Here is a 20,312-nt window from a genome sequence, read left to right as displayed (position 1 = left end):
GTCTGGCCTTTCAGGTCGGGTTTACGGGGCGGGTGCTGGCACCGCCATTATTGATCGCCCAGGTGGCATTGGTCTTGATGCCGCCCAGCGGGAAGAAGTGGACATTGGTGATGTTGAAATCGGGGTTGGCGGCCTTGTGGGCGGCCAGTTCGGTCACGACATCATTGGGTTCATAGGGCAGCAGCAGCTTGGACACGTCCATCGCGCGCTTTTGCAGCACTTTCAGCGAGGGGCCGACGCCGCAGGCGATGGCGAATTTGATCAGGGTCTGCAGCTTGGCCGGACCGGCGATGCCGATATGGATCGGCAGGTCGATGCCGGCATCCTTGAGCCCGTTGGCCCAGGCGATGATCGGCTTGGCCTCGAAACAGAACTGGGTGGCCAGTGCCATCTGGGCATCGGTGGTCTCGCTGAACTTCTGCTTCCAGCGCAGCGCGTCCATCACATTGGCATCGCCGCCCTTAGGGTCGATATCCTTATTGCCCTCGGGGTGGCCCGCAACGTGCAGACGCTTGAACCCTGCCTTGTCAAAAAGGCCGGTTTCCATCAGTTGCATCGAGCAGTGGAAGTCGCCATGCGGCTCTGCCACGCCCCCGGCCAGCAGCAGCGCCTGCTCGACCCCGGCCTCGCCCTGGTACATGGCGATCCAGTTTTCCAGCGTCTTGGCATCCTTGATGATACGCGCCGGGAAATGCGGCATCACCGGATAGCCCTCGGCAGCCAGCCGCTTGGCGGTAGCCACCATGTCCTCGATCGGTGTGCCCTCGATATGGGCGATATAGACGCGGGTGCCCTCGGGCAGCAGGGCGCGGAAATCCTCGACCTTTTCCGCGGTGCGCGGCATCACCTCGATCGAGTAATCCTTGAGAAAGGCCTCGACGGTGGGGTTCACGGGGCCGTTTTCGACCGTCTCGCGTTTCTTGAAGTTCAGCAAAGCCATCACGGCCTCCCATATGCTCTGCGGGCTCATGCCCAACCGTCGTTTGCGATCAGCGCCTTGATCCGGTCGCGATCGTATTCCCGTTCCAGACGCTGGGCCTCGGCCTCGACGATATCCGCCGGGTCACCGGCGACCTCGTAAGGTTCGGCCTTGCGCCACTCGGCCAGATAGGCATCGGTGTCCTGCGCGCCCACTTTCATCGCGGCGCGGTCGATGGCCTGCTCGAACCGTTCCTCCAGCTGACGCTTCGCGCCGCGGCGGCCCTTGCCGACGATGACCTGAGCCGGGATGTCCCGCCAGTAGACGATGGTAACCTCGGGCATGCAGTCGATTCCTCCTGATCCGGTGAGCCGGTTCTAGCGGTCAATATGGGGCGGGGTCGGTCCGATTTCGACACGTGCGCGATGTGCAGCGACCTTTGTCGTTTTCGGACCTTCCGCGCAACACGGCTTAACGCGAATTGCGCGCCCGCGCCCGCCCGAATTCTTCAGCAAGATGATGAGCCATGATCATGTCACGAAAAACCCCGGGGCCTTGCGGCGCCCGGGGCTCTGGTTTGCAAAGTGAGGCGTGTCAGCCAACCAGGCCGCCATCCTCGCGCGTGACGGCGATGATTGCCGAGCGCGGCACGCTGTCACCTCCATCGGGCCAGTGGCTGTCGCCATCCTCGCCCGGATGCTGTACGCCCACGAACATGGTGCGGCGGTCGCCCGACCAGCACAGGCCGGTGATCTCGGCCTCGCGCGGGCCGACCAGAAAGCGGCGGATCTCACCGGTCACCGGATCGCCCGCCAGCATCTGGTTGTTGCCCTGACCGGCAAAGTCGCCCTCGTTCGAGTATTTGCCGTCGGTCTGGATCCAGAGCAGCCCGTTGCTGTCGAATGCCAGCCCGTCGGGCGAGTTGAACATGTTGCCCTCGTTGACGTTTTCCGACCCGGCGTAAGCGTCGGAATGCACCGTCGGGTTGCCCGCCAGCACGAAGAGATCCCAATCGAACCCTTCGGCGGTGTGGTCGCCGCCTTCGGGGCGCCAGCGCACGATCTGGCCATAGTTGTTATTTTCGCGCGGATTGGGCCCCTCGGCCGGGGTGTCGTCGCCACCCTTGTTCGGTTTGACGCCGCGGTTCTTGTTGTTGGTCAGCGCGCAATAGACCTCGTCCGCGTTCGGATTGGCCGTGACCCATTCGGGGCGGTCCATGGTGGTGGCGCCCAGTTTCGAGGCCGCGATCCGGGTATGGATACAGATCTCGGCCTGGCTCATACCGGTGGCTTCGGGCGTCAGCGCCAGCCACATGCCCTTGCCCGAGGCGTCGAACCTGGCCGCGTAAAGCGTGCCGTTTTCCATCAGCGCGTCGGTATCGACACCGGCGGCATAGACCCCGTCCGAGACATAGCGGTACAGGAATTCGCCCCGCTCGTCGTCGCCCATATAGATCACCAGTCGCCCGTCGCGATTGACGACACATTCGGCATTCTCGTGCTTGAACCGGCCCAGCGCGGTGCGCTTCTTGGGGGTCGAATTCGGGTCACGCGGGTCGATCTCGACGACGTAGCCTGCGCGGTTGGGCTCGTTGGGGTTCTTTGCGACGTCAAAGCGCTCATCCACCCGCGCCCAGCCATAGCCCCAGTCCTTGGCCGAAACGCCGTACCGCGCCAATTCCGCCGAGACCTCATGCGCCTCGTCAGCGGCGGAGAAGTAACCGTTGAAATTCTCTTCGCAGGCCAGATAGGTGCCCCATGGGGTCTTGCCCGAACCACAGTTGTTCCAGGTGCCGAAGGTCACCGTACCGGTCGGATCGGTGTCGGTCTTCATCAGGTCGTGGCCTGCGGCGGGGCCGGTCAGCGCCATCTCGGTACGCGGCGTGATGCGGCGGTTATAGGGGCTGTCGGTGACCACCTGCCAATGGCTGCCGTCATGGGCCAGTTCGACCACGGTGACGCCATGGGCCAGCAGGCCCTTTTCCACGTCGTCATCGGTCTCGGCCTTGCCGTCGGCGCGGTTGCCCCAGATGATCTCGCGGTTGGTGTATTCGTTGTTCACCACCAGCAGCGTGCGGCCCTGGTGATGGAACACCTCCATCCCGTCGGTATTGTCGCCAAAGGCGCGCGCCTGGCTGGCGGCGGTGCCGCGCGTCGCCTGATCGAAGGCCACCCCATCGGACCACAGCGGGTCGGCCCAGCGCACCAGAATCTCGGCCTTGAACCCCTTGGGCACGACGATCTCGTCAGCGGTAGAGGCCGCCACCGCCTCGAAGGCAAAGCGGTTGGTCGCGGCTTCGGCCCCGCGCGGCAGAACCGCACCGCCAAGGGCCGCGAACCCGCCCATCGCCAGCACCCCGCCCAGGAAGCCGCGGCGCGACAGCGCCTCTTCGACCACATGGTCGAAACCGCAGTCCTCTGGGCGCGGGTTCACCGCCTCGTCAAATTCGTCGAATGTCAGGGTAGCGTCGTTTTTCACAGCGTGCTCCATGGCTTGCCAGCAGAATCCGGACCGGCACGAGGGCCGGCGATCGCGGATGCTGTCGCATGGGAGTGTTAAACCTGTGTGACGGTTCTGCCCCTGATCGCAGGGAAATCTCTTGCGCCGCGCCGGATCGGATCCTAGGTTCAACCTAACACGAAATCGGAGGGCGTGAAACATGGCGCCCAAGCGTCCCAAAGGTGCGGGCGCGTTCCCGAAAGCGGTCGAAAGCCCCGCGCCGAACCGGCCGGATCCGGACGCCCTCTATGCGGCGCTCGATCTTGGTACAAACAGTTGCCGCATGCTGATCGCCCAGCCCAAGGGCAGCGGGTTCCATGTGGTCGACAGCTTCTCGAAATCGGTCCAGCTCGGTGCCGGGCTGGAACGGACAGGTCGGCTGTCGCGCTCGTCGATGGCGCGCACCATCCAGGCGCTGCGCATCTGTCAGCAGAAGATCAAGCGCAACAAGGTGCACCGGATGCGGCTGGTCGCGACCGAGGCCTGCCGCCGGGCCAAGAACGCGCGCGAGTTCATCCGCGATGTGAAGCGCGAGACCGGCCTGACACTGGAGATCATCCAGCCCGAGGAAGAGGCCCGGCTGGCGGTGATCTCCTGCGCGCCGCTGGTCTCGACCCGCTCGGAGCAGCTGTTGGTGGTGGATATCGGCGGTGGCTCGACCGAGCTGGTCTGGATCGACCTGACTTCGGTTCCGCGCCGTGACCGACCCTCGGCCATCATGCGGCTGCACGCGGGGTTCCACCCGCCCGAGAGCCCCTTTCCCGCCGCCAAGGTGGTGGACTGGATCAGCGTGCCGCTGGGGGTCGCGACCCTGCGCGACCAGTTCAACGATGTCGAAGACGATTCCGCGCGCTTTGCGCTGATGAGCTGGTTCTTCGAAGAGCAGTTGGCCGATTTCGTTCCCTATAGCAGCCAGCTGGGCCGTGACCGGTTCCAGATCGTCGGCACAAGCGGCACCGTGACCACGGTGGCGGCCAGCCACCTGGGGCTGAAACGGTATGACCGGACCAAGGTCGACGGGCTGCGCATGACCAGCGAGCAGATCGACAAGGTAATCCGGGGCTATCTGGAGCTGGGCCCACAGGGCCGCCGTCGCGACCCGCGCATCGGCGAGGATCGCCATGCGCTGATCATGTCGGGCTCGGCGATCCTGCAGGCGCTGCTCAGATGCTGGCCCACCGACCGGCTGTCGGTGGCAGACCGGGGCCTGCGCGAAGGCTTGCTATACGCGCAGATGAGCGCCGACGGGGTGCTGGAGGACGGACCGTTCTAAGCGCGTGCGGCTTGAATCCGACGGCCAATCGCCGTATCGCCCTGAGCGAAAGAGAGGCCAGACGACATGGCAAAGAACACATCCGGACGCGGACAGCGTGACCTCAAGGTCAAGGTCAAGACCGCCCGCGGGCGCAAGCTCAGCTCGACCCGCTGGCTGCAACGCCAGTTGAACGACCCCTATGTCAAGCGGGCGCAGGCCGAAGGCTATCGCGGGCGCGCGGCGTTCAAGATCCTCGAACTGGACGACAAGTTCCGCTTTCTGGTGCCGGGAGCGCGGGTGGTCGATCTGGGTTGCGCCCCCGGCGGCTGGTGTCAGGTGGCGGTCAAACGTGTCAACGCGCTGGGCGAGCGCAGCGACAAGCGCGTGGGCCGGGTGCTGGGCATCGACCTGCAAGAGGTCGAACCGATCGCGGGGGCCGAGATCCATCAGCTCGATTTCCTCGACGACGGTGCGGATGACCGGATCAAGGAGTGGCTGGGCGGCAAGGCGGATGTGGTGATGTCGGACATGGCGGCCTCGTCTTCGGGCCACAAGCAGACCGATCACCTGCGAATCATCGCGCTGTGCGAGGCGGCGGCCTATCTGGCCTTTGACGTGCTCGAAGAGGGCGGAACCTTTGTGGCCAAGGTACTGGCCGGGGGGGCCGAGGGCGACCTGCAAAAACTGCTCAAGCAGAAATTCACCAAGGTCGCCAACGTGAAGCCGCCCGCCTCACGGTCGGACAGTTCCGAAAAGTTTGTGGTGGCCACCGGCTTTCGCGGCTAGGCGGGCGCCGTTTTCCGTCGCGGAAAACGGCTCGGAAAACACTTGTTTTCCGGCTCCGGTCTCAAGCATATCTGGACACCCAAGCCGTTGTGACTGAAACGATGCCGTGGCACGCGACAGCAGGCATAGCGCATCGCCGGCGTTCAACGATTGCGCGAAAAGCCGCGCGCCCATCGCCTCGGCCCGGCCTTGCTGATCCAAGAACATGAACAGGCGGGCATGTCTGCCTCCGTCGCAAAGAACTGGCATCCGATTTCTCCGGCAGCAGGGGCCTTCTGGCCGATGAACTGTCAGCCTGCCACGAGGATCTGCCGATCCGATGGCACAATCGGGGCCGCTTCGAGGCAGTCGGCTCTCAGCCTACTCGCCCGCCAAGTCTATCAAGGCGCCGTTGAACTCGGCCCCCAGGATCAGGATCGCGGCATTCAGATACAGAAAGATCAGCGCCGCCATCGCCCCTGCCAGCCCGGCATAGGTCGCTGAATAGCTGGCGAAATTGGCGATATAGAGCGAGAAACCCCAGCCGCAACCGGCCCAGAGCACCAGCGTCAGCACCACCCCCGGAAGGATCCGCCTGAGCGGATGCCGCCGCGCGGGCAAGAGCGCATGGCAGGCCAGAACCGCGCCCGCCGGCATCGCAACCACGAAAATCCAGCTTAGCCGTTCGACCGACAGCCAGTCCGGCGCCTCGCCCGGCAGGGCCTCGGTGACCAGCCGCGTATAGATCGGCATCACCACCTCGACCGCGGCCACCGCCAGCACGATGGCGCCGCCGCCCACCACGATCCCTATGCACAGGAGCCGGGTCTTCCAGAAGGGCCGCGTTTCCGCGTCGTGATAGGCCCGCGACATCGCTTCGCGCACCGCATCCACCCCGTTCGAGGCAAAATAGACCGCCAGCACGCCACCCAGCGTCATGACGCGCGAATTCGCTCCCTCCAGCACCGCGTTCAGCTCGGCCACGATGGGGGTGGCAACCTGTTCGGGCCAGGTGCCAAAGATCAGCTGGATCAGGTCGTCTGTCACGAGATTCTGGCTGAGACTGCCCGCCAGCGCCACGGTGAAGAGGATGAAAGGAAACAGCGCCATCATCATCGACATCGCGACATGGCTGCTCATGACGAAACCGCTTTTGGCCTGAAACCGGCTGAGCGCCAGCCAGACCGCGCGCAGCGGAAGGGAGAGCGAGGGAATTGCAGAACGCATCATAACGGTAACCTAGCGGTTTGCCGAGCGGGGTTCCAGCTAGGGCGCGTTCAGATAGATCTGGGTCGTTATCTCGCGATCACCCGAATACAGGTCCCACACGCGAACCTGCAATTCGTAATTGGCCAGCGGCCTTCGGAAATACTTGCTGCTGAACGAGGTCAACATCTTTGCGTCTGCCCGGGCAACCAATCTTCTCTGTTCATCCGCCAGTTTCGGATCGTCCGCCTTAAGAACAATGGTTTCGTCCATGTTTTCGCCGAAAAATGCGATCGGATCATCAATCCGCTTTTGCTCCAAGTAGCGAAGGACAGCGTCAGTCACCTGTTGCGGGTCGGAATTGTGCCCCAGCTCTCTGATCGTTGCTCTGGCGAACTTGTCGAAATCAGATGTGAAGAGGAAGAGAAGTGAGGAGAGTACCATTAGGGCAATCGCGGAACCTGACAACAAATAGAACGCGGGTCTCATTCAGTTCAACTCCAACACTAACCAACTACGTACTCACTGCTGGCGGCAAAAAACCAAAAACAACCAACGGTTGTCAATGCTCTTTTGCATATTCTCTGTGTCTCCAAAACGGCAACGATTGCAGCCGCGGCGCGCCCGGTGCAACATAGCCCGGATATGCAACAAACACCGTCCGATCCCGCGCCCTCTTCCTACCCGCAGCTGGCCCAGCTGCGCGACATTGCCATCGTGTTGGCGCTGGCCGTGCTGGCGCTTTATGCCGGGGCGGGGTTTCTGATCCCGCTGGCGCTGGCCTTTCTGGTCTATGTTCTTGTAACCGCGATCAGCGACCGGGTACATGCCGCCACCGGCGCGCCCGAATGGCTGACCACGCTGGCGGGGATCACGGTGGTGCTGGCGGGTCTCTTCGTCATGATCGCGGTGATCGGGGGGCAGGCCACGCAATTCGCCCGCGCCATCGCAAGTTACGAGAATGCCTTTGACGAGGCGGTGACCCGGGTTGCGGCACTCTTGGGCGAAGAGGTCACCGCGTTCGTGCGCGACAACCTGATCCGCATCGATCTGTCTGCCCTGACACGGACCGCGCTGGGCGGCGCTACCTCGCTGCTCAACACTTTCCTGCTGGTCTCGCTCTATGTGGCGTTCCTGCTGGCCGAGCGGCGGGTGCTTGGCATCAAGCTGCTGCTGGCCGCCCGTGACCCCCAACTGGGCCGGGACATGAGTCAGGTGATGGAGGCGATCTCGCACAATCTGCAAAGCTATCTGGGCGTCAAGACATTCGTCAGCCTGCTGACCGCCGGCATCAGCTATGCCGTGTTCACCCTGCTGGGGCTGGAGTTTGCCGAGACCTGGGCAGTGCTGACTTTCGCACTGAACTTCATTCCCTCGATCGGGTCTATCGTGGCGGTGATCTTTCCGGCGCTTGCCTCGCTGGTGCAGTTCGACACCATCACGCCCTTTCTGGTCATCGTTTTCTTTTGCGGCACGGTGCAATTCCTGATCGGCAATTTCCTCGACCCGGCGCTGTTGGGGCGGTCGCTGAACATGTCCACCTTCATGGTAATCCTGGCGCTGACCTTCTGGACGGCGGTCTGGGGGCTGATCGGTGCCTTTCTCAGCGTGCCACTCACGGTCTGCATGCTGATCGTGTTCCGCCATGTTCCCGCGCTGCGGCCGGTGGCGGTGCTGATGTCCAAGGACGGCCACCCCGAGGCGCAGGGCCCAAACGCGTGACAGCCCCCCTGCCCGAGGCCCTGTTCATCGGATCCGAGATCTATCGTCGCTCGACCTATGGCGCGGTGCATCCGCTGGCGATCCCGCGCGTGTCAACGGTAATCGATCTATGCCGGGCGCTGGACTGGTTCGCACCCGGCCAATACCGCACCAGCCCGCGCGCGCGGCCCGCCGCGCTCACCGCGTTTCACACAGCCGACTATATCGCCGCGCTGCAACGCGCCGAGGCCGAACAGGCGGTGAGCGAGGAGACCCGCGCCCGCCACGGGTTGGGCACCCTGCCCAACCCTGTCTTTGCCGAGATGTTCCGACGCCCGGCCACGGCAGCGGGCGGCTCGCTCTTGGGGGCCGAACTGGTGGCGCAGGGCCATCGCGTGTTCAACCCCGGCGGCGGCACGCATCACGGCTTTGCCGACCGCGCGGGCGGCTTCTGCTATCTCAATGACCCGGTGCTGGCGATCCTGGCGCTGCAACGGCTGGGCTGCACCCGCGTCGCCTATGTCGATATCGACGCGCATCATTGCGACGGGGTCGCTTCGGCCTTTCAGGGGTCGCAGACGGTGCGCATGATCTCGGTCCACGAGGCGCGGCGCTGGCCCTTTACCGGCGCGCTCGAGGAGGACGCGGGCGGCGCGGCGCTGAACCTGCCGGTGGGGCGCAATCTCAATGACAGCGAGTTCGCGCTGATCCTAGATCACTTGATCCTGCCTGCGGTCTCCGGTTTCCGCCCCGACGCGGTTGTGTTGCAATGCGGCGCCGATGCGGTGGCCGAGGACCCGCTGTCGCGGCTGGCGCTGTCCAACTGCGCGCACCGGGACACGGTGCGGGCTTTGGCGGCACTCTGCCCGCGCCTGCTGGTGCTGGGCGGCGGCGGCTACAACCCCTGGAGCGTGGCGCGCGCCTGGACCGGGGTCTGGGCCACGCTCAGCGGCGCCGAGATCCCCGACCGCCTGCCCCCCGAGGCCGAGGCGGTGCTGCGCGACCTCACGTGGCAGCGGCAGCGCCACGCGCCCCGCCCCGAGACCTGGTTCACCACGCTGGCCGACACGCCGCGCCCCGGCCCGATCCGGTCTGAGCTGCGCGCGGACCTGTCCCGGCTGGAACAGAGGATGCGGGCCGAGGTCTGAACCGGCATCCGGGGCTATGCCATCGCGCGTGCGCCTGCTAAGGCTTTGACATGTGGACCGCTCTTCTGTCGCTGATCGTCTTCTGCCTCTACGGGGCGTCGATCGTCTGCGCGGTGCAGGCGGCGCGCACCGCGCGCACGCCGCAGGGTGCGGTCGGCTGGGTGGTGTTCCTGCTCACCCTGCCCTGGGCCTCGGTGCCGCTCTACCTGTTCCTTGGCCATCATCGGTTTCGCGGCTACCGCATCGCGCGGCGCGAGAGTGAGCGGGTGGTGGCCGGGCTACGCGCACATGCCGATGCCACCGCCCCCGATCCCGACCGGGTTCTGGTCAACACCCGCCCTTTTGAAAAGATCGCCCATATGGCGGTGAGCCGGGGCAATGGCGCCCGGCTGCTGGTCGATGGCGAGGCCACATTTGCCGCGCTCTTTGCCGCCATCGATGCCGCGCGCCACTATGTGCTGATCCAGTTCTATATCGTGCGCGACGACGATCTGGGGCTGGAACTGCGCGACCGGCTGATCGCGGCGGCCCGGCGTGGCGTCAAGGTGCGGTTCCTCACCGACGCGATCGGCAGCTACCGTTTGTCCGACAGCTATGTCGAGGATCTGCGCGCCGCCGGGATCGACATCGCCGACCCGCGCAAGCAGCGCGGTCCCAATACCCGGTTTCAGGTCAACTATCGCAACCATCGCAAGACGGTCGTGGTGGATGGGCATACCGGCTATATCGGCGGCCACAATGTGGGCGTCGAATATCTGGGCCAGGACCCGGCGATGGGCCGTTGGCGTGATACTCATGTGGAAATCACCGGTCCTTCTGTCCTGCAACTCCAGTTGGTCTTTGCCGAGGACTGGCACTGGGCGCGGGGCGAGGACCTGCTCGATCTTCTCCTTTGGGATACCCGACTTGCCCAGCAGGATGCAAATGCCCTGATCGTCGCCACCGGCCCCGGTGACCGGACCGAGAGCGGCGCCATGATGTTCTTTGCCGCGATCACCGCGGCACAGCGCCGGTTCTGGATCGCTTCGCCCTATTTCGTGCCCGATCTCGACATTCTGGCGGCACTGAAACACGCCGCCTTGCGCGGGGTCGATGTGCGCCTGCTGGTGCCGGACGAGGCCGATCACACCATTCCCTGGCTGGCGGCCTTCGCCTATTTCGACGAGGTGCGCGAGGCCGGGGTGCGCGTGATGCGCTATACCGACGGCTTCCTGCATCAAAAGGTGTTCGTGGTCGATGACACCATCGCCGCCGTGGGCACAACCAACCTGGACAACCGGTCCTTCCGCCTGAATTTCGAGGCGATGGCGCTGTTCTTTGACGCAACCGTGGCCGCGCAGGTGGCGGCCATGCTGGAGCATGATTTTGCCAGCAGTACTGAGCTGACGCGCAGCCTGGAGGCGCAGCCGGCGTTCATCCGCTATGGCGCGCCGCTGGCACGGCTGTTTGCCCCGATCCTCTAGCGCGGCAACCGCCCTTCAAAGACACGGGTCATCAGCGCCACCAGATAGGCGGTCGACAAGCCAAAGGTCAGCAGCCCCGCCACCGCCGCAAAGGCCGCAAAGATGCGCAGCCCCGGGCCCAGCACGATGTCGCCATAGCCCAGCGTGGTATAGGTAACGAGCGAGAAATAGAGCGCCTCGTTCCAGTCGGCCAGAACATCGCTCCAGATCCAGACCCCGGCCCAGAGCCAGACCTGCAAGGTATGGGCCATCACGATAAAGACCAGAGAGACCGACATCACCGCCGCCGTCCGCATCGCCTGCGACAGATGCCGCAGCCGCGCCGCAAGCCGCACGAGCAGCAAGGTACACCAGACCAGCAGCAGAACCTCGACCACGAAACACAGACCCAAATACAGGCTGCCCCACATGATCTGTTGCAAGAGTGTCATCGGTTCCCCGCCTTTGCGCCTGTTCGCTCCGGGCGCAGGATGACGGTGCTGGCCAGTGGGTGCAACCCCGCCGCCCCCTCAGGCCGCGGCGTCACGCTCAGCGCGTCTGCGCCATGCAGTCGTCATAGGTCCGGGTGTAGATCTTCTTGCGCCGCTTTTCCTCGAATCGCTCCGACGCAGCCGACCCGGCATAGGCCGGCGCCCCCTGCGTCGCGGGCCCCGAGGAGCGCGACACCCCCACGCCCACCGACCCTCCAAGGCGCAGCGTCGTGCGCCCCTGCGACCATTCGGTGTGACGGATACCCGCCTGTTTCAGCGCTCTCTCATGGCAAAGGGCGGCGCGGTCCTGTGCCAAGGCGGGCGCGGCGGCGAGGACAGCAAGCAAAAGGGTAGTTCTGAACATGAAACGGCTCCTGACCCTCTGCACATGGGGCCGCGTGCGACCGATTGCAATCGCGACCCGTGTCCTGCGGCGAAAGGTGGCCATCGCGGCTTGGGGCTGGACAGCGGCGGTGGACGGACCATTCTCTGACCCATAACTGCCCGGAGGCCGCGCGCCCATGCTTCTGACCGTCGATACCGTGACCAAGACCTATCCGGGGGGGCGCCCGGTGCTGCGCGGCGCCTCGATCACGCTGGATCGGGGGCAGAGCCTGGCGCTGACCGGCGAAAGTGGCAGCGGCAAGAGCACGCTCTTGAACCTGACCGGCGCGCTGGACGGGTTCGACAGCGGCGAGATCATTCTGGACGGGGTGGCGTTGTCGCGGCTTGACGATGCGGGCCGGGCGGCGCTGCGGCGCGACCGGGTTGCGCTGGTGTTCCAGCAGTTCAACCTGATCCCGGCGCTGACCGTGGCACAGAACCTCTCGTTCCAGGCGCGGCTGGCCGGTCGGCTGGATGCCGATTGGCTGAAAGAGATCACCGCGCGGCTGGGGCTGGGCGATCTGACCGAACGCTATCCCGAGCAGCTGTCGGGCGGGCAGCAACAGCGGGTCGCCATCGGGCGGGCCATGGCAGGGCGCCCGAAACTGCTGCTGGCGGACGAGCCGACCGGCAACCTCGACGAGACCGCCGCCGGCACCGTGCTGGACCTGATGCTGGACCTGGTGCGCGACAGCGGCACGGCGCTGCTGCTGGTCACCCATTCGCAGGCCATCGCCGCCCGGCTGGACCGGCGCGCGCATCTGACCGGCGGGCGGGTGGCGGCGTGATCGGCGCCGCGCTTCTGGCGCTGGGGTCGCATTGGCGGCGCCATCCGGTGCAACTGGTGACGCTGCTTCTGGGCGTGGCGCTGGCCACCGGTCTGTGGTCGGCGGTGCAGGCCATCAACGGTGAGGCGCGCGCCTCTTACGCACAGGCCGCCAACCAGATCGGCGCTGGCGGACTGGACCGCCTGCGCCGCGCGGATGGGGCGACACTGACGCTTGATGACTATCTTGCGCTGCGACGGGCGGGCTGGCAGGTGGCGGCGGTTCTCGAAGGCGAGATGCGGCTGGGCCTGCGTGCGGTGGCGGTAACCGGCATCGACCTTCTGGCCTATCCCGACCTGCCCGCCATCGCCGAAAGCGCCGCCGCCGCCGAAATCGCCCCGGTCGAGGCGCTGACCGCGCCCGGACGCCTGTTTGCCGCGCCAGCGCTGGCGCTGACCTTGCAGGGTGAACCCGGCCTGCCACCCGTGGTCGCGACCACCGCCTTGCCGCCCGATACGGTGCTGACCGATATCGGCACCGCGGAAGCGCTGTTGAACCGTCCCGGCCAGATCTCGCATCTGCTGGTCCTGCCCGGCCAACCGCTGGTCCGCCCCCCTCTGGCTGAGATCGCGCCCGACCTGATCCGCCAGCCCGCATCCGGCGCGCAGGACATCGCGCGGCTGACGGACAGTTTCCACCTCAACCTCACCGCCTTTGGGCTGCTCTCCTTCGTGGTGGGCCTGTTCATCGTGCATGGCGCGGTCGGGCTGGCGTTTGAACAGCGGCGCGGCCTCATCCGCACGCTGCGCGCGCTGGGCCTGCCGCTACGGCTGTTGACCCGGCTCTTGCTGGCCGAGCTGTGCCTGCTGGCGCTGCTGGGCGGCGCGGCGGGGCTGGTGCTGGGCTATCTGGTGGCCGCCGGCCTGCTGCCGGACGTGGCCGCCACCCTGCGCGGTCTCTACGGCGCGCCGGTCTCGGGCGCGCTGGAACTCAGGCCGGTCTGGCTGTTGTCGGGCCTTGGCATGGCAGTCGCCGGAACCCTGCTGGCCAGCGCCCAGGCGCTGTGGCGCCTGGCGCGCATGCCGATCCTGGCCGCTCCCGGGCAGCGCGCCTGGGGCAGCGGGCGCCCGCGCGCCCGGACCCAGCTGCTGCTGGCGCTGGCGCTGTTGCTGGGTGGACTGGCGGGCTTTGCGCTGAGCGGCGGGCTGATCGGCGGTTTTGTCCTGTTGGGCGCAGTGCTGATGGCCGCCGCGCTGGCGCTGCCGCCGACCCTCTCGGTTCTGCTGACGATCGGCGCTGCGCGGGCGCGTGGCCCGGTTGCAGAATGGCTGTGGTCCGACATGCGGGCACAGCTGCCCGGCCTGTCACTTGCGCTGATGGCGCTGCTGCTCGCACTGGCCGCCAATATCGGCGTCGGCACCATGGTGGCGAGCTTTCGCCTCACCTTCGACGGCTGGCTTGACCAGCGACTGACCTCGACCCTTTATGTCACCGCCCGCGACGATGCGCAGGGCGCCGCGCTGGCGGACTGGCTGGAACCGCGCGCCGTTGCAGTGCTGCCGATCCGCTCGACCGAGATCGACCGCGCAGGCACGCCGCTGTTCGTCTATGGCATCGTCGATCACCCGAGCTATCGCACCCACTGGCCGCTGATCGCGCGCAGCGCGCAGGACTGGGACCGGGTAATGCGCGGAGAGGCGGCGCTGATCAACGAACAGATGGCGCGGCGCGAAGGGCTATGGCCCGGCGACAGGGTCGAGCTGGCCCCCGGCTGGACCCTGCCTGTCGCCGCCGTCTATTCCGATTACGGCAACCCGACCGGTCAGGCCATCGTGGCGCTGGAGCGATTGCTGGAACGCTACCCCGGCACGCCGAATACAAGGTTCGGCGTACATCTGGCGCCTGAGCGGGCCGAGGGACTGGCCGATGAGATCGACGCCACATTCGACCTGCCCGCCGGCTCGGTGATCCGTCAGGAGACGCTCAAGGCCCGCTCACGCGCGATCTTTGAAAAGACATTCCTGGTGACCGGCGCGCTCAACATCCTGACATTGGGGGTGGCGGGGTTTGCCATCCTCACCAGCCTGCTGACCCTGTGGACACAACGCCTGCCGCAGCTGGCACCGGTCTGGGCTCTGGGGCTGACCCGTGCGCGACTGGCACGGCTGGAACTGGCGCGCGCGGTGGCGCTGGCGGCGATGACGGCAGTGCTGGCGCTGCCGCTGGGGCTGGTGCTGGCCTGGCTTCTGCTGGCAGTCATCAACGTGGCGGCCTTTGGCTGGCGGCTGCCGATGTACCTGTTCCCGCTCGACTGGCTGCGGCTGATCGGGCTGGCGCTGGCCACCGGCGCGCTGGCCGCCGCCCTGCCCGCGCTCCGCCTGTATCGCCTGCCGCCCGCCCACCTGCTGAGGGTCTTTGCCAATGAACGTTAGGCTGCTTGTCTTTCTGCTGTTCTGGCCCTGGGCGGCGCTGGCGCAGGGCTTTGCCGGGCTGGGAACCGAGGCCGACGGTTTTGCGGTGCCAGAGCGCGGGCACAGCCCGGTCTTTCCCGCCGATCACGGGCCGCATCCCGATTTCCGTATCGAATGGTGGTACCTGACCGCCACGTTGACCGGGGCGGACGGGCGCGAGTATGGCCTGCAATGGACCCTGTTCCGTTCGGCCCTGAAACCGGGCGAGGCACCGGGATGGCACAGCCCGCAACTGTGGATGGGACATGCCGCCGTGACCACGCCCGACAGCCACCTCTTTGCCGAGCGGCTGTCGCGGGGCGGCATTGGACAGGCAGGCGCCCAAGCCACCCCCTTTCGCGCCTGGATCGACGAATGGGAGATGGCGGGCGACATGGGGGGCGACATGGTCCTGCGCGCCGGGGGACGCGATTTCGCCTATCATCTGACCATGCGCGCCAAGGGGCCGCTGGTCCTGCATGGCGAAGGGGGCTATTCGGTCAAATCCGCGGCCGGTCAGGCCAGCTATTACTATTCACAACCGTTTCTGGAGGTTTCGGGCAGCCTGACCCTGCCCGAGGGAGAGATGCCTGTGACCGGACAGGCCTGGATCGACCGGGAATGGTCCTCGCAACCGCTGGCCGAGGATCAGAGCGGCTGGGACTGGTTCTCGCTGGTGCTGGACGACGGCAGCCGCGTCATGGCCTTTCGCTTGCGCGGCGACACGGATTTCACATCCGGAACATGGATTGGAGCCGATGGGCACGCGACCGCCCTGCCCGATGGCAGTATCCAGGCTGAACCACGAGCCACCGCATCGAGTGGCAACGGCCCCAAGGTGCCGGTACGCTGGCGGCTGGCGATCCCGGCGCGGGGGCTGGACGTGACGGTCGAGGCGCTGAACCCGAAGGCCTGGATGGGCACGTCTTTTGCCTATTGGGAAGGGCCGGTGCGCGTCAGCGGCAGCCATGCCGGGCGCGGTTATCTGGAAATGACCGGCTACGGGGCCGAGTAAGGCTGGGTCGCGCTCGAACTTGCAGGACGGGCACGACCTTCTGCTTTCTGGCCTATACCCCTTCGGCGTTGCGGGCGCGGGCAAGCTCCTTGTAGACCTTGTTGCGCACCCGGTTCACAGCACCCAGCGGGCGGTGTTCGGGCAGCGTGTTCCACGGGTTGAAGGCCATCCTGTCCCCCGCCGCGACCCGAGCCGCGCGCGCCACCGCATCGCCCGCGTCAAGCGCCGGGATCTCGATCCGCGCCAGTTTCACCCAGCCCGCCCCATTCTCGGTCCAGTTCACGTTGGGATCCTCGATCGGATGCGCGGCCACGTCCTCTTGCGGCTGGATATAGAAATCAAAGGCCGCTGCCTTGCCCGTCAACCCGTCGAGCAATTGCTCGGTCAGCCCGTCCGCACCCTCGACCCCGTCGCGCAACTCTCCCGGCGCGGGCGCGGGATCGGGCACCACGCGATGCTTGACCGCGATATCGCCATGCAGAAACGGTGTCGTGCTCCAATAAATCGACCGCAGGGGCGAGGTCGGATGCTGATCGCCGAATTTCTGGGCCACCGCATAGATATCGTGGCTGAAATATTTCTTGAGGAATTTCAGGTAGATACCGTTCACGATTGCGGCAAGCGCCTCATCCCCGTTGCGTTTGAAATTCAGAACCTCAGAAACCAGATCGTTGAAGGCGGAATACTCGTTCAGATCGCCTTCGAAAAAGGTCTCGTTGTCGACCAGCACAAAATCGAGCGTGCCCTTGGCATCCGCCGCTCCCTCGACCCGCGCGCCCGGCACGCCGAAAAGCTTGATCGCCATGCCATGGGCATCGCCACCCTTGGGATCATCGCGCCGTTCGGTACCGTTGGAAAACCGGATCAGCGCCGCATACTCACCGGGTTGCGCAAACAGCCCCACGCGATGGGCTTGCGGCACGTCAGGGCCGACGATGAAGCGGGCCGGAATGGCGCCATGCCCCTTGGGATGCTGGGCACGCCATTTGAAGCCGTTCTCCTCGACCTCCATCATCTTGAGATTCGCCTGAATGATGTCGGCGATGATCTCGTCCTCATTGGCCAAGATCGGCGCCTCGCCCAGATCGGCGCGAATATCCGTCATGTCAAATTATCCTTCAAAGAAACTGCCGGCGAAATATCGCCGGCAGCCAAGGCTACCACGGATGGTTGAAAAATCCAGATGCGGCAGGCGGGGTCAGCCCGCGCGCACCACATAGACCGAGACCGGTGCATGGCGCACCACGCGGGCGGCATTGGGGCCCAGCAGGTAATCGGCCAGATCGGGCTTGTGCGCCCCCACCACGATCAGATCGCTGCCCGCGCTTTCAGCGGTTTTCAGGATCTCCTTATAGGCGGTGCCGGTGGCCACCACATGGCGGATATCGGCATTGCGCTCGGCCCCCAGTGTCTGAGTACACAACTGCACCAGCGTGTCATGAGCGGCCTTGACCGCCTTGTCGTGATGGCCCGCCTCGAAGAAACCCGAAACCCAGGTCTCGCCGAAATCGGGCAGTACGGTCACCACGTCCAGCCGCGCCCCGTCCAGATCGGCCAGGCGCGCGGCCTGTTTCAGGATCGGGGCGTCGCTGTCGGGATTGCTGATATCGACGGCACAAAGAACAGAGCTGCTCATGCGGGGACTCCCTGTCTGGCGGCGCGGCCGCGTTGGAGAAAGGCGACAAGACCAAGCAGCAGCAGCGCCGGGATGAACACCAGCTCCTTGGGCGGCTGATTGGCCGGGGCCTTGACGGTGACGACACGTACCGCCTCGTCACCGTAAAAGTCGAAATCCTGCATCGATTCAGCGATCGGCGTGCCAAAGAGCGGCTCTTCGAGCTTGATCAGCCCGTCCTCCTCGAACGGGAGAAAGCCCATCGCCTCGACCCGGGCGGCGCCGTCGGCCTCGTTGCCCACGGTCAGCTCCAGGCTCAGGTCCTTCATCTCGCCACTGTCGAAATCGGGCCCAGACACGATGACCCGCAGCACGTCGCCCGGCGCGGCATCGCCCACCGCCTGTTCCAGGCGGGCGGGTTCGAACAGCTCGAACGGCGGCGCGATCCGGTTCATCACATAATCGGGCCGGAACAGCACGAAAGCCACCAGGATCAGCGCCACGCTTTCATAGATGCGGCTGCGGGTCAGGAAAAAGCCCATGGTACCGGCAGTAAAGACCAGCACCGCGATGGTTGCGGATATGGCCACCAAGATGCCGCCCACCCAGCCCACGTCGATCAGCAGCATGTCGGTGTTGAAGATGAACACAAACGGCAGCGCCACGGTACGCAGGGAATAGAAGAAAGCGGTGAAACCGGTCTTGATCGCATCGCCCCCCGACACCGCGGCGGCGGCGAAACTGGCCAGCCCCACCGGTGGCGTCACATCCGCCATGATGCCGAAATAGAAGACGAAGAGATGCACCGCGATCAGCGGCACGATCAGCCCCGATTGTGCGCCCAGTTGAACCACCACGCCGGCCATTAGTGAACTGACCACGATATAGTTGGCTGTGGTCGGCAGGCCCATGCCCAGAACCAGGCTCAGCAGACCCACCATCACCAGCATCAGCACCAGATTGCCGCCCGACAGGAACTCGACCAGATCGGCCATCACCTGCCCCACCCCGGTCAGGGTGACGGTGCCCACGATCACGCCCGCCGTGCCGGTCGCCAGCGCGATACCGATCATGTTACGGGCGCCGTCGATCAGCCCCTGCCACAGGTCGGCAACCCCGGACATGAAGCTGGTCGCCATCTCGGATTCACCCCGGAACAGCGATTTCAGCGGCTTTTGCGTCAGCAGGATCACGAACAGCAGCGCGGTCGCCCAAAAGGCGGACAGGCCGGGCGATTTCTGCTCGATCATCAGGAAATAGACCAGCACCACGATAGGCAGCAGGTAATGCAGCCCCGCCTTGTAGATCTGCGCGATATCGGGCAGTTCGACCACCTCGGCATTGGGGTCGTCGGGTTCCAGATCGGGCACCTGCGCGGCGAACCACACCAGCACGATATAGATCGCTGTCACGATCAACCCCATGATCAGCCCGGCGGAACTGGGCGCCCATGCGGCAATCGCCTGCGCCGGGAACTGGGTTGCATAACACAGCCCGGCAAAGATCACGAAGAAGCTGAGCATGCCCGCCACGGTGCGGATCAGATGCACCTCGCGGTCGCCCAACGTCGGCATGTTCCGCTTCACCGCCTCGAGATGCACGATATAGATCAGCGCGATATAGCTGATCGCGGCAGGCAGGAAGGCATGGGTGATCACCTCGACATAAGAAATGCCCACATATTCCACCATCAGAAAGGCAGCGGCCCCCATCACCGGCGGCATGATCTGGCCGTTGACCGAGCTGGCCACCTCGACCGAGCCGGCCTGTTCGCTGGTAAAGCCCACCCGCTTCATCAGCGGGATGGTAAAGGTGCCGGTGGTGACCACGTTGGCGATGGACGAGCCCGAGATCAGGCCGGTCGCGGCCGAACCGACAACAGCGGCCTTGGCCGGGCCGCCGCGCAGGTGCCCCAGCGCGCCGAACGCCATCTTGATGAAGTAGTTGCCCGCGCCCGCCTTGTCCAAAAGCGCGCCGAACAGCACGAAGAGAAACACGAATTTGGTCGAGACCCCCAGCGCGATGCCGAACACGCCCTCGGAGGTGATCCACATATGGCTCATCGCCTTTTTCAGGCTGGCGCCCTTCCAGCGGATCACCTCGGGCACCCATTCCGAGGCGCCCCAGAACACATAGGCCAGGAATATGGTGGCAATGATTGCCATGGCCGGCCCCAGCGCGCGGCGCGCGGCCTCGAACAGCAGGATCAGACCGACCAGCGCGACCCATTTGTCGGTATCGTCGGCCAGACCGCCCGAATTCACCAGCTTGTCATAAAAGATATAGCCATAGAGCGCGATGCCAGCGCCCAGCACCGCCATCACCCAGTCCTGGGCGGGAATGCGGTCGCGCGGGCTGGATTTCAGCGCCGGATAGGCGGCAAAGGCCAGAAACAGGGCAAAGGCCAGATGCACCTGGCGCGAGTTGTTCACGATACTGCCGGGCAGGATCATGTTCGACATCGGCGAGGCCAGGATCAACTGAAACACGGACCAGATCACCGCGACGATGGCCAGGAACAGCCCGATACTGCCAGCCGGATCGCGCGCGCCCGCATCGGACGAGGCGACAAGGTCCTGAAGTTCTTCTTCGGATAGCGGCCGCTTGCCCTGAATCTCAGAGGTCATGAAAATCTCTCCCTGTCACGCCGTGCTG

Annotated in this window: 18 protein-coding genes; 8 read left to right on the top strand and 10 right to left on the bottom strand. The window is 65.3% G+C overall.

Features of this window, described 5'->3' with window-relative positions:
• Positions 1-10: 10 nt before the first annotated feature.
• The 3 genes from AC2FNY_RS01400 to AC2FNY_RS01390 all read right to left on the bottom strand — a co-directional run bounded on the left by AC2FNY_RS01400 (position 11) and on the right by AC2FNY_RS01390 (position 3,409).
• Positions 11-940: a methylenetetrahydrofolate reductase gene (locus tag AC2FNY_RS01400; RefSeq protein WP_496801404.1), complete on the bottom strand. Its 930-nt coding sequence runs from the start codon at positions 938-940 to the stop codon at positions 11-13.
• 26 nt (positions 941-966) lie between these two features.
• Complete coding sequence (locus AC2FNY_RS01395) at positions 967-1,263, bottom strand: virulence factor (RefSeq protein WP_011047594.1); 297 nt, start codon at positions 1,261-1,263, stop codon at positions 967-969.
• Between the two features lie 250 nt (positions 1,264-1,513).
• Positions 1,514-3,409: a PhoX family protein gene (locus AC2FNY_RS01390; RefSeq protein ID WP_496801403.1), complete on the bottom strand. Its 1,896-nt coding sequence runs from the start codon at positions 3,407-3,409 to the stop codon at positions 1,514-1,516.
• A 169-nt stretch (positions 3,410-3,578) separates the two neighbouring features.
• Here AC2FNY_RS01390 and AC2FNY_RS01385 point away from each other — a divergent pair, with 169 nt between their 5' ends.
• Both AC2FNY_RS01385 and AC2FNY_RS01380 read left to right on the top strand, forming a co-directional pair.
• Complete coding sequence (locus AC2FNY_RS01385; RefSeq protein WP_496801402.1) at positions 3,579-4,691, top strand: Ppx/GppA phosphatase family protein; 1,113 nt, start codon at positions 3,579-3,581, stop codon at positions 4,689-4,691.
• Positions 4,692-4,757: 66 nt separating this feature from the next.
• Complete coding sequence (locus AC2FNY_RS01380) at positions 4,758-5,459, top strand: RlmE family RNA methyltransferase (RefSeq protein ID WP_234145165.1); 702 nt, start codon at positions 4,758-4,760, stop codon at positions 5,457-5,459.
• A gap of 360 nt (positions 5,460-5,819) precedes the next feature.
• Here the strand turns inward: AC2FNY_RS01380 and AC2FNY_RS01375 are convergent, their stop codons facing one another.
• Together AC2FNY_RS01375 and AC2FNY_RS01370 are read right to left on the bottom strand one after the other, a co-directional pair.
• Complete coding sequence (locus AC2FNY_RS01375; RefSeq protein ID WP_234136769.1) at positions 5,820-6,668, bottom strand: YihY/virulence factor BrkB family protein; 849 nt, start codon at positions 6,666-6,668, stop codon at positions 5,820-5,822.
• Between the two features lie 36 nt (positions 6,669-6,704).
• The gene (locus AC2FNY_RS01370) at positions 6,705-7,133 is read right to left on the bottom strand and encodes a hypothetical protein (protein ID WP_496801401.1); all 429 of its coding nucleotides are present in this window, start codon (positions 7,131-7,133) and stop codon (positions 6,705-6,707) included.
• Between the two features lie 156 nt (positions 7,134-7,289).
• Between AC2FNY_RS01370 and AC2FNY_RS01365 the strand changes: the two genes are divergently transcribed.
• From AC2FNY_RS01365 to cls, 3 genes are read left to right on the top strand one after another with little or no spacing between them, the layout of a single operon-like run.
• Positions 7,290-8,366, top strand: a complete 1,077-nt coding sequence (locus AC2FNY_RS01365) for an AI-2E family transporter (RefSeq protein ID WP_496801400.1) — start codon at positions 7,290-7,292, stop codon at positions 8,364-8,366.
• Positions 8,363-9,493, top strand: a complete 1,131-nt coding sequence (locus tag AC2FNY_RS01360; RefSeq protein ID WP_496801399.1) for an acetoin utilization protein AcuC — start codon at positions 8,363-8,365, stop codon at positions 9,491-9,493. The genes AC2FNY_RS01365 and AC2FNY_RS01360 overlap by 4 nt, the downstream gene beginning before the upstream one ends.
• Before the next feature lie 50 nt (positions 9,494-9,543).
• Positions 9,544-10,956 (top strand): cardiolipin synthase, encoded by a 1,413-nt coding sequence (gene cls / locus AC2FNY_RS01355; RefSeq protein WP_496801398.1) that lies wholly within the window; start codon positions 9,544-9,546, stop codon positions 10,954-10,956.
• Here cls and AC2FNY_RS01350 read toward each other — a convergent pair.
• Both AC2FNY_RS01350 and AC2FNY_RS01345 read right to left on the bottom strand, forming a co-directional pair.
• Positions 10,953-11,387, bottom strand: coding sequence for a potassium channel family protein (locus AC2FNY_RS01350; RefSeq protein WP_496801397.1), 435 nt, complete (start codon positions 11,385-11,387; stop codon positions 10,953-10,955). The genes cls and AC2FNY_RS01350 overlap by 4 nt on opposite strands.
• Positions 11,388-11,484: 97 nt before the next feature.
• Entirely contained in the window at positions 11,485-11,790 is a 306-nt protein-coding gene (locus AC2FNY_RS01345; RefSeq protein WP_234136775.1) for a hypothetical protein, read from the bottom strand.
• 157 nt (positions 11,791-11,947) lie between these two features.
• On the opposite strand from AC2FNY_RS01345, the gene AC2FNY_RS01340 reads away from it, so the two are divergent.
• Genes AC2FNY_RS01340 through AC2FNY_RS01330 form a run of 3 tightly spaced genes read left to right on the top strand, consistent with a single transcriptional unit; the run spans position 11,948 to position 16,042 of the window.
• Positions 11,948-12,598 carry an ABC transporter ATP-binding protein gene (locus AC2FNY_RS01340; RefSeq protein WP_234136776.1) on the top strand — a complete coding sequence of 217 codons (651 nt, stop codon included), beginning with the start codon at positions 11,948-11,950 and terminating at the stop codon, positions 12,596-12,598.
• The gene (locus AC2FNY_RS01335; protein WP_496801396.1) at positions 12,595-15,009 is read left to right on the top strand and encodes an FtsX-like permease family protein; all 2,415 of its coding nucleotides are present in this window, start codon (positions 12,595-12,597) and stop codon (positions 15,007-15,009) included. Before AC2FNY_RS01340 ends, AC2FNY_RS01335 begins: the two co-directional genes overlap by 4 nt.
• On the top strand, positions 14,999-16,042 hold the full coding sequence (locus AC2FNY_RS01330) for a lipocalin-like domain-containing protein (RefSeq protein ID WP_496801395.1): 1,044 nt from the start codon (positions 14,999-15,001) through the stop codon (positions 16,040-16,042). The genes AC2FNY_RS01335 and AC2FNY_RS01330 overlap by 11 nt, the downstream gene beginning before the upstream one ends.
• Positions 16,043-16,094: 52 nt before the next feature.
• Here AC2FNY_RS01330 and AC2FNY_RS01325 read toward each other — a convergent pair whose 3' ends face one another.
• The 3 genes from AC2FNY_RS01325 to AC2FNY_RS01315 form a co-directional block, all read right to left on the bottom strand.
• The gene (locus tag AC2FNY_RS01325) at positions 16,095-17,147 is read right to left on the bottom strand and encodes a catalase family protein (protein WP_496801394.1); all 1,053 of its coding nucleotides are present in this window, start codon (positions 17,145-17,147) and stop codon (positions 16,095-16,097) included.
• Between the two features lie 93 nt (positions 17,148-17,240).
• Positions 17,241-17,678, bottom strand: a complete 438-nt coding sequence (locus tag AC2FNY_RS01320) for a universal stress protein (protein ID WP_234183614.1) — start codon at positions 17,676-17,678, stop codon at positions 17,241-17,243.
• Positions 17,675-20,284 carry a TRAP transporter permease gene (locus tag AC2FNY_RS01315; RefSeq protein WP_496801393.1) on the bottom strand — a complete coding sequence of 870 codons (2,610 nt, stop codon included), beginning with the start codon at positions 20,282-20,284 and terminating at the stop codon, positions 17,675-17,677. Before AC2FNY_RS01315 ends, AC2FNY_RS01320 begins: the two co-directional genes overlap by 4 nt.
• Positions 20,285-20,312 lie beyond the last annotated feature (28 nt).

Source organism: Ruegeria sp. BHSC223 (assembly GCF_059613025.1).
This window is presented reverse-complemented; position numbering and strand designations above follow the sequence as displayed.

What these genes read in the sequence shown, in the direction of transcription:
- cls (WP_496801398.1), top strand. Translation starts at nt 9,544, where the DNA reads ATGTGGACCGCTCTTCTGTCGCTGATCGTCTTCTGCCTCTACGGGGCG.
- AC2FNY_RS01345 (WP_234136775.1), bottom strand. Translation starts at nt 11,790, where the DNA reads ATGTTCAGAACTACCCTTTTGCTTGCTGTCCTCGCCGCCGCGCCCGCC.
- AC2FNY_RS01380 (WP_234145165.1), top strand. Translation starts at nt 4,758, where the DNA reads ATGGCAAAGAACACATCCGGACGCGGACAGCGTGACCTCAAGGTCAAG.
- AC2FNY_RS01350 (WP_496801397.1), bottom strand. Translation starts at nt 11,387, where the DNA reads ATGACACTCTTGCAACAGATCATGTGGGGCAGCCTGTATTTGGGTCTG.
- AC2FNY_RS01375 (WP_234136769.1), bottom strand. Translation starts at nt 6,668, where the DNA reads ATGATGCGTTCTGCAATTCCCTCGCTCTCCCTTCCGCTGCGCGCGGTC.
- AC2FNY_RS01395 (WP_011047594.1), bottom strand. Translation starts at nt 1,263, where the DNA reads ATGCCCGAGGTTACCATCGTCTACTGGCGGGACATCCCGGCTCAGGTC.
- AC2FNY_RS01400 (WP_496801404.1), bottom strand. Translation starts at nt 940, where the DNA reads ATGGCTTTGCTGAACTTCAAGAAACGCGAGACGGTCGAAAACGGCCCC.
- AC2FNY_RS01325 (WP_496801394.1), bottom strand. Translation starts at nt 17,147, where the DNA reads ATGACGGATATTCGCGCCGATCTGGGCGAGGCGCCGATCTTGGCCAAT.
- AC2FNY_RS01320 (WP_234183614.1), bottom strand. Translation starts at nt 17,678, where the DNA reads ATGAGCAGCTCTGTTCTTTGTGCCGTCGATATCAGCAATCCCGACAGC.
- AC2FNY_RS01370 (WP_496801401.1), bottom strand. Translation starts at nt 7,133, where the DNA reads ATGAGACCCGCGTTCTATTTGTTGTCAGGTTCCGCGATTGCCCTAATG.
- AC2FNY_RS01340 (WP_234136776.1), top strand. Translation starts at nt 11,948, where the DNA reads ATGCTTCTGACCGTCGATACCGTGACCAAGACCTATCCGGGGGGGCGC.
- AC2FNY_RS01385 (WP_496801402.1), top strand. Translation starts at nt 3,579, where the DNA reads ATGGCGCCCAAGCGTCCCAAAGGTGCGGGCGCGTTCCCGAAAGCGGTC.
- AC2FNY_RS01365 (WP_496801400.1), top strand. Translation starts at nt 7,290, where the DNA reads ATGCAACAAACACCGTCCGATCCCGCGCCCTCTTCCTACCCGCAGCTG.
- AC2FNY_RS01315 (WP_496801393.1), bottom strand. Translation starts at nt 20,284, where the DNA reads ATGACCTCTGAGATTCAGGGCAAGCGGCCGCTATCCGAAGAAGAACTT.
- AC2FNY_RS01390 (WP_496801403.1), bottom strand. Translation starts at nt 3,409, where the DNA reads ATGGAGCACGCTGTGAAAAACGACGCTACCCTGACATTCGACGAATTT.
- AC2FNY_RS01330 (WP_496801395.1), top strand. Translation starts at nt 14,999, where the DNA reads ATGAACGTTAGGCTGCTTGTCTTTCTGCTGTTCTGGCCCTGGGCGGCG.